General features: G+C 42.4%; 13 protein-coding genes and 1 tRNA gene. 3 read left to right on the top strand and 11 right to left on the bottom strand.

Going from position 1 to position 14,965, the window contains the following annotated elements; genetic code table 11:
- Positions 1-36 precede the first annotated feature (36 nt).
- Both tadA and CDO33_RS00065 read left to right on the top strand, forming a co-directional pair.
- The gene (tadA, locus tag CDO33_RS00070; RefSeq protein ID WP_274540112.1) at positions 37-537 is read left to right on the top strand and encodes a tRNA adenosine(34) deaminase TadA; all 501 of its coding nucleotides are present in this window, start codon (positions 37-39) and stop codon (positions 535-537) included.
- 149 nt (positions 538-686) lie between these two features.
- Positions 687-775 (top strand) — tRNA-Ser (locus tag CDO33_RS00065).
- 359 nt (positions 776-1,134) lie between these two features.
- Here CDO33_RS00065 and CDO33_RS00060 read toward each other — a convergent pair.
- From CDO33_RS00060 to CDO33_RS00020, 9 genes are all read right to left on the bottom strand, one after another.
- A complete protein-coding gene (locus CDO33_RS00060) occupies positions 1,135-1,566 on the bottom strand; it encodes a DUF1801 domain-containing protein (RefSeq protein ID WP_103083017.1) in 432 nt (143 codons plus the stop codon).
- A 116-nt stretch (positions 1,567-1,682) separates the two neighbouring features.
- Positions 1,683-1,994 (bottom strand): YciI family protein, encoded by a 312-nt coding sequence (locus CDO33_RS00055; RefSeq protein WP_202849539.1) that lies wholly within the window; start codon positions 1,992-1,994, stop codon positions 1,683-1,685.
- Between the two features lie 638 nt (positions 1,995-2,632).
- Entirely contained in the window at positions 2,633-4,249 is a 1,617-nt protein-coding gene (locus CDO33_RS00050) for a BCCT family transporter (RefSeq protein WP_103083019.1), read from the bottom strand.
- Between the two features lie 37 nt (positions 4,250-4,286).
- Complete coding sequence (locus tag CDO33_RS00045; RefSeq protein ID WP_103083020.1) at positions 4,287-5,732, bottom strand: FGGY-family carbohydrate kinase; 1,446 nt, start codon at positions 5,730-5,732, stop codon at positions 4,287-4,289.
- 51 nt (positions 5,733-5,783) lie between these two features.
- Complete coding sequence (locus CDO33_RS00040) at positions 5,784-6,560, bottom strand: SDR family oxidoreductase (RefSeq protein WP_103083021.1); 777 nt, start codon at positions 6,558-6,560, stop codon at positions 5,784-5,786.
- On the bottom strand, positions 6,557-7,588 hold the full coding sequence (locus CDO33_RS00035; RefSeq protein ID WP_242974829.1) for an electron transfer flavoprotein subunit alpha/FixB family protein: 1,032 nt from the start codon (positions 7,586-7,588) through the stop codon (positions 6,557-6,559). Before CDO33_RS00035 ends, CDO33_RS00040 begins: the two co-directional genes overlap by 4 nt.
- 12 nt (positions 7,589-7,600) lie before the next feature.
- A complete protein-coding gene (locus CDO33_RS00030) occupies positions 7,601-8,395 on the bottom strand; it encodes an electron transfer flavoprotein subunit beta/FixA family protein (RefSeq protein WP_103083023.1) in 795 nt (264 codons plus the stop codon).
- A gap of 2 nt (positions 8,396-8,397) precedes the next feature.
- The gene (locus tag CDO33_RS00025; RefSeq protein WP_103083024.1) at positions 8,398-9,660 is read right to left on the bottom strand and encodes an MFS transporter; all 1,263 of its coding nucleotides are present in this window, start codon (positions 9,658-9,660) and stop codon (positions 8,398-8,400) included.
- Between the two features lie 73 nt (positions 9,661-9,733).
- A complete protein-coding gene (locus tag CDO33_RS00020) occupies positions 9,734-11,206 on the bottom strand; it encodes an FAD-binding oxidoreductase (protein ID WP_103083025.1) in 1,473 nt (490 codons plus the stop codon).
- A 227-nt stretch (positions 11,207-11,433) separates the two neighbouring features.
- On the opposite strand from CDO33_RS00020, the gene CDO33_RS00015 reads away from it, so the two are divergent.
- Entirely contained in the window at positions 11,434-12,168 is a 735-nt protein-coding gene (locus CDO33_RS00015; RefSeq protein WP_103083026.1) for a MurR/RpiR family transcriptional regulator, read from the top strand.
- 197 nt (positions 12,169-12,365) lie between these two features.
- On the opposite strand, the gene CDO33_RS00010 is transcribed toward CDO33_RS00015, so the two are convergent.
- On the bottom strand, positions 12,366-13,199 hold the full coding sequence (locus tag CDO33_RS00010) for a diguanylate cyclase domain-containing protein (RefSeq protein ID WP_103083027.1): 834 nt from the start codon (positions 13,197-13,199) through the stop codon (positions 12,366-12,368).
- 274 nt (positions 13,200-13,473) lie between these two features.
- The gene (locus tag CDO33_RS00005) at positions 13,474-14,364 is read right to left on the bottom strand and encodes a M23 family metallopeptidase (protein ID WP_103083028.1); all 891 of its coding nucleotides are present in this window, start codon (positions 14,362-14,364) and stop codon (positions 13,474-13,476) included.
- Positions 14,365-14,965 lie beyond the last annotated feature (601 nt).

Below are 14,965 nucleotides of genomic sequence, written 5' to 3'. Positions count from 1 at the left end.
ATGTTCCATTTTTCTTGTATGGAGGTTGTAAGGAGTTTGAAGCCGGCAGATACCAGCTTATCAAAAAAAGAAGGACCTACCCATGAATGGTTTATGAAACAAGCTCTGAAGGAAGCAAAAAAAGCTTATGATAAGGATGAAACACCCGTAGGTGCCGTAATAGTGAAAGGTGACAAAATAATTGCCCGAGGCCACAACCTTAAAGAGTTGAAGCAGGACCCGACTATGCACGCTGAAATATCAGCCCTGCAGAAGGCATCCAAAAAGCTGGGAACATGGCGTTTGAATGACTGCGATATGTATGTGACCTTAGAGCCTTGCACCATGTGCGCCGGCGCCATCCTTCATGCACGGATCAACCGTCTGTTCATCGGCGCTCCCGATCCCAAAGCAGGAGCTGTCGGATCAGTGATAAATGTTTTGGAGGTTGAGCAGTTCAACCACAGGGTTGAAGTGATGCAGGGAGTTCTTGAGGATGAATGTTCGGATATCTTAAAGAGATTTTTTAGAGAGTTGAGGGCACGAAAATCAAAATAGCCGGTTGAATACAAATTTTACCCTTGCATTTACATTGGATTACCTGTAAAATATATATGCTAAACTTATTTAATGGCCTGATGTCTGGCATATGTTTAATTGAGGTCGTGTCTTGGCCTGTCAAAATAATTTGCCGCATCATTTAATACGGAGAGGTATCGAAGTGGTCATAACGGGGCTGACTCGAAATCAGTTTGTCGGAAACGACACGCGGGTTCGAATCCCGCCCTCTCCGCCATCATGGAGCTGTTAATTCTAGAGATTAGCAGCTCCTGACTTTTTAAGAGGCAAATACTTTAGAATGCACAATGGAAACACGCATCCCATTTTGATTTTTTGTAATTTTAGCTATGCGTTCCATTACATATTGTGGAATTACTTTTTCCATATACCCAACCCTATGTACCTCGATTTGTAATAATTAAAATACTATCTTTTTGGATTTGTACTCTTCTGTAACACCATTTACTCCGTATGCAAACGTAAGCTTCACAGTGATCAACTTTTCCTTCAGTAAATATAACTTGCTAAATTAGACTGTGCAATTAGCTCATAGTAGAGCTCGCTGATTAGAAGACTATGGTTTTTTATTTGTTGCTATTGATTTCTCCCATATTTATCTTCTAAGTAATCAATTGTGACTCGAATTAGCCTTTCAAGTGCTTCTATATTGATGTCAGACAACCGCTTAATATAGATGCAGCCCTTACCCTTTGAAAACTTTCCCAAGTCGTCCAGCAAATACTCATGCTCCGGATTTCCTGTAAATACATATAATGAGATTGCTGCTTTACGGGGCGAAAATGCCACCAATGGCCAATCTCCTTCCTGTCTGCTGTGCTCAGATTTATAATGATAGCTGCCAAACCCGATCATCGAAGAACCCCACATCTTTGGAGGATATCCTGTAACCCTTTGCATCAGCTTTACAAGTTCATAGCTATCATGACGCTTTTGCTCGGTATTGGCATAGGAGTTAATAAATTCAAAAACATCACCATCGTGCTGCTTGGTCTTTAATTCTGCCATATTAACATATCCTTTATATCAAAGTATAATCGTATCTTTTTTGTCCTCTATGTTTAAGCAACCATTTACATTACAAAACATAATTCACTTAACAGTCTATTGAAAAGTGTTTATGTTCAAACAGATTCTCTCATTAATGCAACCCTATAAGGGGACAGTTCTGCCTTCATTATTCCTTCTGCAACTGCAGGGTCGCTATTCATAATTTTTCTTGCTTCCTCTTCTGAATCGGCCTCAAAAATAACAATGCCAAAGGTCTTTTCATCCAATCCGTCAGTTTTACCTGCTAAAATAAGCTTTCCCTTTTTTAGTAACTCCTGCAGCTTTTTAAAGTGCCTGCCTACAATTTCTTCTTCCTTTGCAGTCCAATTCTCTTCTTTTAATAAGGCCGGTATTAGCTTTAATACGTATATAAACTGTTTTTTCAAATGCATCCCCCTCTGTCAGCTATTTCAATAAATTTATATCCAGCTACATATTACCATAAAGCACATATTAATTTCAGCACTAAAAACACTCATATATATATAAATATATAGAGCAATCAATATCCATCATAACAACCATCAAACGATCATCATAGCTATTTATATTTTTTGATTACAAGACAGAGAACCGTTCGATGTTGCTTCTTTCCAGCGCCAGTAAACCACTGCAACCACCCATGAACGTGGTATGATTTTACCTAAGAGAGTTCTTGGAAAAATTTTCATTTGTAACATATAGAATGGATGTTATTGGCTTGTAAGTGTATTAATTTGTAAGTGTATTGAATTGTTAATATATTGATTTGTGCTCCTTCCTTGGCTTCAGGGCTTCATTGTCATAGCAAAGGCTTCTGAAAACCTTGGAGCTCTGCTATTTATCATATCCGGAGTTTCTGCGCCATCCGACCAGCCTGCAGATATAAACAATCTATGCAAGCTCCTATTTATTTTTTTTAGCAGAAATTAATCCTCATGAAAAAAAGGAGCGACGCTGCTATGCAAATAGTTTGCGTTACTCCCTAAGGATCAGTGCTATTTATGCCTTATAAGATTGCAAGACAAAGGTTTTACAGCTTCTATTACGAGTCGTTTGTTTCACTCATAATAACATCGATCACAGCTTCCTCCGACATGATTGCCTTCTTGGTAACCGACTTGATGGGTGTTCCGTCCTCAGTATAGTCATTCTTGAAAGTGTCATACGTTTTCGGATTCAGCGCAACCTTCACCAGTGAGATACAGATCAACAGCTCGAGAACAAGAGCGGGACCGCCGCCAAGATTCGAGAGCATTTTGACTCCGTCGATTCCCGATGAAGTGATCATGATCCAGCTGACTGTACCGATGATGGCTCCCCAAAAAATCTTGATTTTTGCAGACGGTTCGGGAGACTTGGGAGATATTCCTGTTGTGCTCATGCCGCCGAGGGTAGTTGTGTAGGCGTCGGAACCGGTGACATAGGAGAGAAACATACAGATGATAAAGATAGGTATTGTGATTTCTACGACAGGATACTTATCAAGCAGTGCGTATACGGCAAATTCAGGTCCGGCTGCCATTGCCTGCGACAGCATTCCGCCGTCCAATTCCATTCTGATAGCCGCACCTCCGAAAATCACCATCCAGAGAATATCGAAAAGTGCCGGGAGAACAAATATAACCATGACCGCTTTTCTGATAGTCTGTCCATAGGAAATTCTCCCGAGGAACATGCCCGAAATTGGAGCCCATGCCAGCCAATTGCACCAGTAGAAAATTGTCCACCAGCCAGCCCATGGATCCCCGGCAGCAGCACCTGTAAAAGCTGCTTTCTGGAAAAAGGTCTGTAAATGATTTGCGAAAGCTTCCACCCCCAGATTCAGCATGAAAAAGGTGGGACCGAAAACAAATACAAAGATAGCCAGGAAGATGAATACCACAAAATTGATTTCCGAAAGCTTTTTAATGCCATTAAACAAGCCTGTTATGGATGATATTACAAAGGTAGCGACAATGGCAATATCCACCATAGCCCAAAGAAAAGCTCCTGTCTGAATTTTAGTTAAATATTTGAGCCCTCCGGCTATTGAAAGAATACCCGTTCCAAGGGAAGCCGACATTCCTGCGATCAACGAATACATGCAGACCGCATCAATACCCTGGGACCATTTCCCCAAAACCTTGTCACCAAAAACAGGGGTCAGCATTGAACCAAGGGTGTAGGGTTTTCTCATATTGTAAAAAGCAAAGGCGAACATAATCGATGGAATTGCATAGATCGCAAGGGGCAGGAAACCCCAGTGAATAAACAGTGTGGACATTGCAAAGACGACAGCATCAGGACTGTTTGGCTGAATATTCAGCGATTCGGGCGGAGCTGTCATATGGTAAAGCGGCTCGGAAGTCGCCCAGAATAGTATTCCGATTGCAATTATGCTTGTAAGAACAATAGAAAAATACCTGACATCATCGAACATGGGAGCCGCATTACGGCCTCCGATTCGTACATCACCGAACTTGGAAAACATTAGAAAAATGACTACCCCAAGCATGACAAGCACCCCCAGGCAAAAGGCCCAGGCAAAATTGCCCATCAGCCAGGCATTGGCGTTATTAATCACTTTGACAAAGCCTTCCTGGTCCACAAAGTTGTAGGCACAGGCGCTAATAAAGAGTATTACCGGAATCCAAAATGCGACAGGCCTAAGGTTCTTCATTAAAATCCCCCTTTTAACCTTACTTCGTGCTTCGTTATTAGTCTTTCTTGTTTACAGCCTCGTATACGGTTTTCAGTGTTGCTTCCATCAAGTCTGGCAACTGACGGTAGACACCATCGTTTATCCGGCTGTAGACTTTGAAGTTTTCTTCATTGGGGATAAACTCATCCTTCTGTCTCACCATCTGCCGCACTGCTTGATCAAATCCCGGATAGATTCCTGTGGCCACTGCGACGCATATGGCCGCTCCCAGAGCCGCAGCACCGTTCATCTCATTTCTGATGGTTTTTACACCATAGGCATCCGCAAAAATCTGCATAAACAGATCGCTGTTAGACCCGCCGCCGGAGATGATGATCTTTTCCGGTTTGATTCCGAGCTCATTGATCATGGCATCGTAATGGTTCTTTAAGGTGAGAGCTATACCTTCCAGAATTGAACGATAGATGTGGCCCCGGGTGTGGCGTTCATCAAAGCCGATCATAACGCCTTTTCTGTACAGTTGATTGGCAGGCGCCAGCCAGTCCGGAATGGTCAGGAGTCCGTCAGATCCGGCAGGCACATGAACAGCTTCCCTTTCCAGATATTCTTCAACTGAGCACCCTTCGCTTTTTGCCTTTTCCGCATAGGCTTCACCCATAATAGACTTAAACCAGGAGATATGCCACATCCCGCGCCTGATTCCATTGCTTTCATACAAATAACGATACGGGATACAGGACAGATTCGTCCAATAGTTTTTTGCAGAAGGATCATTCTTGCTGCCGCAAACCATTGAGGCGATATAGGTTCCCAGCGATATAAATCCTGTGTCTGATGTGATAAGACCTGAGCCAAGAGCTTCAACTGCTTTGTCATTGGCGGTTGCCACTACAGGAATCCCGGAAGGCAAGCCGGTTGCTTCAGCGGCTTCCTTTGTTATATATCCCAATATGGTACCGGGCATTTGAAGCTTTAACAATTTTTCTCTTGGGATATTAAAGCTTTTAAAGTATTCTTCATCCTCCGACCAGTCCCAGGTATCCACATCCACAGGGAATTGCCACTGAAAGGCATTTGCGGCAGTATCCCTGAATTCTCCGGTCAAACGATGGGTCAGATAGCCGGAAGTCGGGCAAGTGTAGCTGATTTCAGGGTTATCATCCTGGAACTTTTCGTATGAACGGATATCCATCCAGCTCATCACGGGTTCAGCCAGAGTACCGTCCTTTTTCATAAAAACCCTGCAGCAACGGATGGAACAAAGACCTACACCCACGATGTCCTTCGGATCACCTTCGAACTGCTTCATTAGTTTTTTGCAAGCGGCCTTAAGACTGTCCCACAAATCGTCGTCGGGATGTTCAACATAACCTGGCTTTCTCGCTATCATTTCCCTCAGTTTTTCGCTGGCACTCAGGATGATCTCGCCTTTTTGATTGAACACAACGACCTTTGTGCTTTGGGAACCGCTGTCCACTCCAATGAGATATTTATCTCTCACTTAGACACCTCCTGATTCATAAAAAGCTTTATTTATAAGTTCTATCTGGTCTTATCTTGTCAGGAAACCACCGTCAACCGCCAGGATATGCCCGTTGACAAATTGCGATGCCTTGCTTGCAAGGAAAACAGTGGTGCCCATTAAATCGGCAACATCTCCCCATCGGCCTTCGGGAGTATGGTCAACAATCCATTTGTTTCTTTCAGGATCTTTCATGGAAGCCTCTGCAACCTTGGTTTTGAAGTATCCAGGCGCTATGCCGTTTACCTGAATATTGTATTGTGCCAGCTCATCACAGTACGCTTTAGTCAGCCCTGCAATACCGTGCTTGGAGGCAGCATATGCCGGTGACCACTGACCGCCCAGGAACGAGAACATGGAGCAAATATTGATGATTTTTCCACTCCTTTGCGGGATCATGAACTTTGCAACCTCATGGGTCATTTCAAACGCTGCGGTAAGATTGATGGAAATCATGGGATCCCATGATGTTCTGTCAAATTCCAAAACAGGTTTGCAGATGCATATTCCAGCACAGTTAACCAGAATATCAACAGAACCAAATACTTCAACACATTTTTCAACGATCTGTCTGGGAACTCCGGGCTTTGTAATATCCGCGTACATATACACCACTTTTACGCCTTCCGCTTCGATCAGACGGTTGAATTCAGGATCATCAGGCATAATGCTTGGCATTAAGATATTGGCACCAGCTTTTGCCAAAGCCAGAGAAAATGCCTGTCCTAAACCGGTATTACCACCTGTGACAATTGCGTTCTTTCCCTTCAATGAGAAGAAATCCATGTTAAAATCTGTGATATTCATTTTTCTGCCTCCTTATTGATACATTTTTTGTTATTTTTGATTTTTTCAGTCAGTTTTATGATGAACTCCTTGGAGTCGCCTTCCACCACAATGTCGGACACACTGCAGATGGGCGCATTTTTGTTCGTGTTTACCGAGATGATGTTTTCTACGTTTTTGAGTCCTTCCATGTGCTGAACTGACCCATAGATACCCAGCGCAATATATAGCCTGGGGCTGACAGTTTTCCCCGATTGACCGACCTGGATGCTGCGTTCGGCAATGCCGCTGTCAACAATGCGTCTGCTTGCGGATACCATGCCCTCAAGCACTTCTGCAAGTTCATAAAGCTTATCAAAATGATCAGCAGTTCCGCCGCCCCCCGAAACCAGGATTTCGCTTTCCCTGATGTCTTTTGCCTTTTCCTTGTTTCTGGTTTCCAGCAGTCTTAACCCTGCAGGCTGTATTGATGAAGGCTGAAATTCCATCAGTCGTGTTGTCCTGAAATGACCGGAAGAATAGGTGAAAACATTGGGACGAACACTCATCATCACCGGTTTTCGGCCATTGTTTGTCACTCCCGCAAAGAGCTTGCCGCTGAAAGCAGGTCTTACCATTTCCAGTTCCCCGTTGCTGAAGGCAATGCTGGTAACATCAGCCACCAGTCCGACGCCAAGCCGCATAGCCAGTCTGGGAGCGAGCATTCTGCCTTTATAGGTGGCAGGTATCAGAATACTGTCAAAATCATAAATTCTGTGCGCCTCTTCCAAGCAATTTGTCAAGTTTATTGTGTCACAGTCTTGCACCCTGCCGTCCTTAACTGTTAAGACATAGTCAAACTGTCCTATGGCTGCATCAGGTGAGTGATTTATGCAGAAAGCATATGTTTCATAGAATCCGCCGAGATAAATCTGACGGACAACTTCCAATAAGTCTATGGAACTTTTTAGATCCCCTTCGTCCAGATAAATCAAGCTTTTCTTCATATCAAACAATCCTTTTAATTTCAAGTGAATCCTTTTGATGCAAATCTTTTTGATTTCAGGCAAAATCCCTTAATTTCAGATAAATCCTTTGGATTTCAGAAAACGATAAACTGTTTCTATACCCTCTTCATCAGTGCCTACAACTATTCTCTCTTTTTTCTGGAGAGACTTTACAAAGGTTCTGTTCACCCTGGTCAGAGAACCCTTCAGACCGGTATCGGTTTCCGGGAAAGACAGCACTTCATTGCCTATGACCGATATCCTGTCCCTTACATCCAACTCAAGATCCTTGTACCTGATATAGGGCAGTTTGTATTTGCTCTCATGGCTCAAACTCAGGATACAAGGAAGTTCCATTTCGAATTTTGACAAGTTTTTTTCGGTATCCGCTTCGACGATGACTCTTTTACCTGTCATGCACTCTTCATGGATTTTCACAATATTGGACAGCTGCTCCAGCTTCAGGATTTCGGCAATCTGGGAAGGTACATGGGAAGTATCGCCGTCAAGGGTATGGGTGCCTGTGAGAATGAGGTCATATTCTATACTTTCCAGATATCTGCCGATGATTCTGCTTGTCACATAGGTATCGCTGCCCGCATACAGCCGGTCCGAGATTATGGTCGCCCGATCCGCGTTGCGCCTTAGCAAATCCTCAACAAGGGGTATGACACTTGCCGGTGCCATAGTTACAATTTCCACCATGGTCTCCGGCCTTTTTGCCTTCACTCCCAGGGCGAAAGCCAGGGCGCACGCGTCATCAGGATTCAGTATCAGTTTTACATTTTCCCTGACCAAGGTATTTTTTTCATAGTCATATGAGAAGTTGTCCACATCGGGAATAAATTTAACCAGGCATACAATCTTCATTACTATACTCTTTCCTTTTTTGTCATCTTAATAAATGCTGCTACCAGACATGCGCCGATAATGCCGAAGATGGCGCTGGCTATGAAGTAGGCGTTATATCCTCCGTTATCCCCAAATACCTTGAAGAGCATACTGTTGAAAGGTCCAAGGATGATATCCGGCAGATATCCCACCAGGGAAATGAAGCCTATGGCTGTACCGATGATGGCATTGTCAATTTTGCAGTCACCGATAAGCGACCAATAGGTGCCGCGAATTGCGTACAGGAACATGCCACCGGCAACAACCAGTGCATAGAACAGTGATGCGCCCATGTTGGCCGGCAGAACAGCCATAATGATGAGGCAGGTAGCAGTAGCAAGCAGAGCACTCATAACAATTGCGCCTCTACCGAACTTGTCAGCCAGTATTCCTCCACCGATACCGCCAACGGGTCTCATCCAGAGCACGATAACGGTAATTGTCGCAACGGTCACAGGGTCAACACCTATATTCGTCTGCAGAAAGCCGCCGAAGTAATAGACAGTCCAGGTCACGGCATAGGAGAGGAAAATGATGCCTCCCATCAGGTATGTGAATTTGTTTTTAAATACCTTACCCAGATCCGAGAATCTGAAGCTGTCTTGTTTTACAACCTGGGCTTTCCCGGAAGCTATAAGTTTCTCGTCATCTTTGACGAAAATGGTAATAAGGATACCAATAGCAAGCAATACGAAGGAATACATGTAGATGATGGCAACAATGGCCGATCTTTTATCCGCTATATTGGTGCTGTCGCCTAGAATATTTGAGAAAATCAGCAATGCAATACTTGCAAGAACAGCTTCCACAACGCCACGTCCGCCGTCAAGTATTCCAAAGAAGCGGCCTTCCTCTTCCCTGCTGGCCAGGAGCTTAACCAGCTTCATGTGGGCACTCCAGAAGGTAAATACAGAGAATACGCCCCAGATGCAGTAGATGATTACAACATTGGTATAGTTAGGTATCTGTGCAAACCATAATCCGCCTGCTGCTGTACCGAAAAGAGAGATGGACAGCAATTTTTTAGCTGAAAATCTGTCACTCAGCAAACCGCTGGGGAGATAACCCACAACCCACACTATTCCAAGGAATGAATAGATGGTATTTAGCTGAGGCAATGTGATGTTGAATACTTCTAAAATAGTTTCCTGATAATTGGTTTTTAAATACATAATTGGATAAATTGCTCCTGCCGCTAACACGATTAGCAGGAATTGGAAATACCTTTTTAGTTTATCACTCATACCTCATCACCTTTCATTTAATAAACTGTTGAATTTCCATTTTGGGCTTGTTAAGACGTGCGGGGAAGCTTAATTATTTAATATACTTAAGTCCTTCTTCCTGAGGATAAATGGTTCCGAAATTCATAATTCCTTTCGGATCAAAAGCTTCCTTCAACTTTTCCAGCATGTAGTATGCTGAACCGTGCTCTTCTTTTGTCCATTCGGTACGGTACTTCCCGATACCATGGTGATGACACATGGATCCGCCAAGTTTCAGCGTTTCCTCTACGATGATGGAGTGTATCGGATGGTGATAGATTCTCATTTCATCTTCCGGAGCACAATTGATATTGTAGTTGTAAACAAAGTACATATTTGTTCCATTGATATAGCTGTGGGATGAATGACCGCCAAGCATGGTCAAATCATGGGCTCTTGGGAATTCATTTCGGATTCTGTTAATCACATTGTGGTAAATTTTCGATATTGTTTCCCAGTTGGCCGATATCTCTGTTGTGAAGCCATCGTGCCTGTCATTTTCAATCATACCCTGGATTTCGTCATCAATGTCCTGCTGGGACCAGTTCAAATGATCATACCAGTCGGATATCAGCTGTCCGTCAACCTGCTCAATTATACCATCCTTGAATTTCTCCACCGCAGCTTCAATTCCCGCGCAGGTGGCATTGACTATATCCCGGTTTCCTTCGGCCATGAAGATCAGCACGCATTTTCCCTTGTGAAAATGGTAAAAATGCTGCCTTGCATCTTCTTCAGAATAGACTCTGGCAATGGATGGACGGTATCCATTGACCACGACCTCCCTGAGTACCTTTATACCGGTATCAATGTCTTTGATCAGATAGCCATAAAATTTGCTGTTTTCGGGGAAGAATTTGAAAAGCTTCACCGTAACTTCAGTGATATAGCAAAGCGTACCTTCATTCCCAATGACGATATGACGGATATCCGGTCCTCCGGCACGACGCGGCACATTTTTGATCCTTGCGATATGTCCGTCCGGGAATACGCATTCAAGGCCCACCACCATATCTTCGATGCCCCCGTAAAGCGTCGAGAATTGGCCTATGCTTCTTGTTGCTACCAGTCCACCCATTTTTGCAACCGGTTTGGATTGTGGAGAATGACCTGTGGTATATCCCAGTTTTCTGGCCTCATCCTCCAGCTCCTGCAGAGGAACTCCTGCCTGTACGGTTGCCTCCATATTATAGGTGTCGATCCTGATGATTTTGTTAAGATTTTTCGCATCAATGACAATTGTTTGCTCCTTCCAGTTTTCCAACCCCCCTTCCGTAGCCGTCTTCCCGCTTCTTGGGATGACGTTGATGCTGTTTTCATTACAAAATACCAGAAGCTTGCTTACTTCTTCCGCAGATTTTGGATATACGATTGCGATAGGAACCGGAACATCCAGTACTTTTTTGGCTTTAGCGTATTTTTTATAACGGTCCGCAGCCGCATCGTACAAATCTTCATAATTGGTATTGATTTGGTCTTCTGAGAATATTTCTTTAAGGCTGTTTAGTAATGCTTGATTATCCAAATGGATTACCTCCTGAAATGTAGAATTTTGTCGAATTGTTAATTTAATTGTACAATAACGAAAATTATAGGTCAATACTTTTGCGGAAAATTTTTTATTTTTATATTGTAATTAAGTGTATAGCGGAAAATTTTCCTTTTGCAGTACAGAACAGCAAGTGATATAATCAATATGCCAGATAACCGTATTGAGAATTTGAAAAGAAATAGACGGAGCGATTTATACATATGATTAATATTGATTTCAATAGATTGAACCCATTAGAAAGAAATATAAACGAAACGCTGATGAACTATGCAAAGCAGTCTTCAGATATCACCATCAATGAAGCTGCTGAAATTTGCGGATGTTCTATTTCAAAAATATCCAAATTTGTAAAAAAACTCGGCTTTAGCAATTTCAAAGAATATGTTGACTTTCTGTATGGAAGGTGGCAGCCGCGGCGCGAATTTTCAGCTGAACTGGAACGGTTGAAAAACTTTATTAATGATTTCGATGTGTCCCTGGTCGATGAATTCGTGGAATTGATGCAGGCACATGAAAAGATTATTCTGTTTGGCTATGGGCCTTCTTTTATATGCGCCCAGTATTTTGAGTATAAATTGAGAATCGTAACGAATAAGGTAGTTATCGCCGTTCCCGATGAGGTCTCTGTGGAAAATCTGATGGACGACACAAGCCTGCTCGTCATTTTTTCCGCAACAGGGCAGTTCAAGTCCTTTGACTATGTCAATCAGGTTGCAAAAGAAAAGGGTTGCAGTGTTCTTCTGATTATAGAGGAATACAACCCTAATCTGCAGACCGGTTTTGACAGAATTTTCTGGCTTTCCAAGTATCCTCAGCCGCAGGACCTGAAGCCTTATGAGAAATCAAGGACCGTTTTCTTCATTTTTATTGAAGAGGTAATCCAGCGTCTCATTGCCGACAACCGAAGGAACGTTCCTATTTCATTTCATTTTTAAGTTTAGCAATACAGGATTATTTACGACCTTCCTGTCGCTTTACATCTTGGCGGATTTCCTCAAAGCAAGCCTCGTTAACGGTTCCAGCTCCACGGAATTTTGTGTGTTAAATGAGGATAAATAAATAAGTGCACACCCTTTAACCTTCTCTGAGCTAAATGGTGTGCACCTCTCATAAAATTGTGTTGCAAACTTACTTATTCCTCTAAAACTCCAATGAAAACTCCGTCCTGTTTAACTCTTTCAATTGTGTCATGCATTTTGTCAAAAGCTTCTTTATAACTCAGTCCACCATTTGGAATTTTACTAATACCAATACGTATGCTGACAGGAATCTCTTTGCCATCATATGTAACATGCTTGCCATTTAATGCAGTGATTTTCTGAGCCAAGGTTTCTGCATCAATTACAGAATTATATCCGGTCAAAACAACAAATTCATCCCGTCCTATGCGGAACATCAGCATATCATCAGAAAGTGAAGAATCAATGCGCCTTGCAGTCTCTGCAATAACAAGGTCACCTGCTGCAAAACCGTAAGTATCATTTGTTAGCTTAAGATTGCATATATCGGCACACAAAACATACGTGTCACGAAGCTTTTTGAGTTCATCATAAAGTTCTGTTATATCAACTTTTCTTCGAGCTGACATATTATAACCTCCGTTTTCAAGATTAAATTCAAATTTGGGGAACAACTCAAAAAAGCGGTGTTCTTTGCGGAATGCTGACGGCGATATCCCCCAGAACTTCCTGAAAGCCCTTGAAAATGCTTCTGGAGACGTGTATCTATATGTCAATGCGATGCTTGTTATGCTTTTCTTTGTATTAACCAGATCTCGAGCAGCCACACTCAACCGGCGCTTTGACAAGTATTCACCAACTGAGAGACCAAAGACATAACTAAAGAGCTTTTGTAAGCCTGATACAGAAACATAACATTCCCTAGCCAAGTCTTCTACAGTGAATCGCTTACATAGGTTGTTCTCAACCACCTCAAGAGCTGTAACAAGCACAGATAAATCCCGCACGTGAACCCCCTCTTTTCTTTCATTCGATAACGTTATCTAGATACTATTATAATCAAGAATATAAGACCCTACTTGATTTTTTATGTACAAATTATTGCTGGCTGGGAAAATCTGTAGTAACCCCATATTCTAATTTTCTTTGAATGCAAGCTGTGACTATCTATCAGATTTTTAGTATTTGCTCATGCCAGGCTTTCACAGAAGTGTGGTTTGACTTTGCTAAACGAGAACAAAAGGCAGAATTAGCACATCTGCCTTTTTATACTATGGTCTTTTATCTTAACCGAATGTGAAGATGTTCGCCGGTTGCTCCATAAGTGTTTCCGGAATTACCGCTATAGCCAATAAGTTCTCCGCATTTTACAGTCTTATTGGCAAGAATAACGGTCTTTTCCAAGTAGTTTGTGCCACTTTCAGAGCCTTGACAACGCTCCACATAATTTGGTGTGGAAAAACCGTTCAGGCGGGACAAATGACCATATTCTATATATGAAGGTGTTCTGCCGTCCGCTGTTTTCCATCCAGGTGCAGGCGTTAAGCGTATTCCACGCCCAAGGCTAAGGTATGAGTTCTTGCTGGCTTGGTACTTTTTCCCCCAAATATATGCAAATTTGAAAGTACCGTCACACATTGCATAAACCGGGGTCCCTGTAGGTACTCCATAGTCAGTGTGATTGCTTCCGGTAAAATTCAATGAAGGGTTAATAGGGTCTTTAATGATCTTTGATGTACTCGGATTGCTAAGTCTGCTTGTTTCAATATACGCTCTTTTCCTTTTTCCTCCAGGAATATTATACTCGATGAAGGTATAATTACCAGCCACTTCATTATAGGCGGTTACAGCCTCTGCCCCTACAGAGCCGGTCTTTGCATAATCTGATCCAGGTCCTGCATAAACAGTAGCTGGCCTGGTTGTTTTTTTAGTGCCCAAAAAAGATTTGGAAGGGATAGTTCCGACAATATGGGATACTCTATTAGTTTCGATATACATTCTTTTCCTGGTTGATGTGGTGCCTACAAAGTACTCAATATAGTACCAACTGCCTTCCTTCCACAAGATGGTGACCTTCTCGTTAGGGCCTACAGTGCTGCCTTCAGATGGGTAGATGGTGGTGCTTGGTCCGTAGTAAACCGGGGTTTTGCTTATCACCAAACCTGTTGCCATTTTCATCATCTCCTTTAATATTTTTTTGACTTGTGAGTCTGGTTGCTTAGAGAATAAGAAAATAAAAGTAAACCTTTACCTTACAATTTATTAGATCTATCCAAACTAATTGCATGACCGTTTTTCAAGTCAATAATCGTTTTTCTCTTGCAGAGTTTTATGTAATTCATTTAGATAATCAAGTAGAACAACATACTGAAGGTGCTCAAAAGCGAGCTCTTTAATATGATTAAGGAATAGACAAGGATACAGAATAATATTTATCGAATATCCGCATTTGAAATATGCGATGAATATGGCACAGCATTGTCATGGTGCTGTATATTATCGGCGGTTGCATATCGATGATACTCTGGAGGATAAGCGTGATAAATTTTGCAAGCGTCATGCAAGTAGGCATATTATCGCGTTAGCATGATCTCGCCTTGATGGAAAGCATTGGGTAAACCCAAGCATATAAAAACATGGCAACATCTGTGATTCAACCTAATCCTTTGTACGCTTGAACAAAGGTCAATCGCCATAAACGCAGTTGTAGAAATGTATGTCGTGAGGTGTCATTACTATTTTACACAAATACAACAAAACCCTGAGGTGAATA

Source organism: Clostridium thermosuccinogenes (assembly GCF_002896855.1).
GTDB classification, from domain to species: Bacteria; Bacillota; Clostridia; order Acetivibrionales; family DSM-5807; genus Pseudoclostridium; species Pseudoclostridium thermosuccinogenes.
The sequence above is the reverse complement of the archived record's forward strand: the minus strand, read 5'-3'. Positions and strand labels throughout refer to the sequence as shown.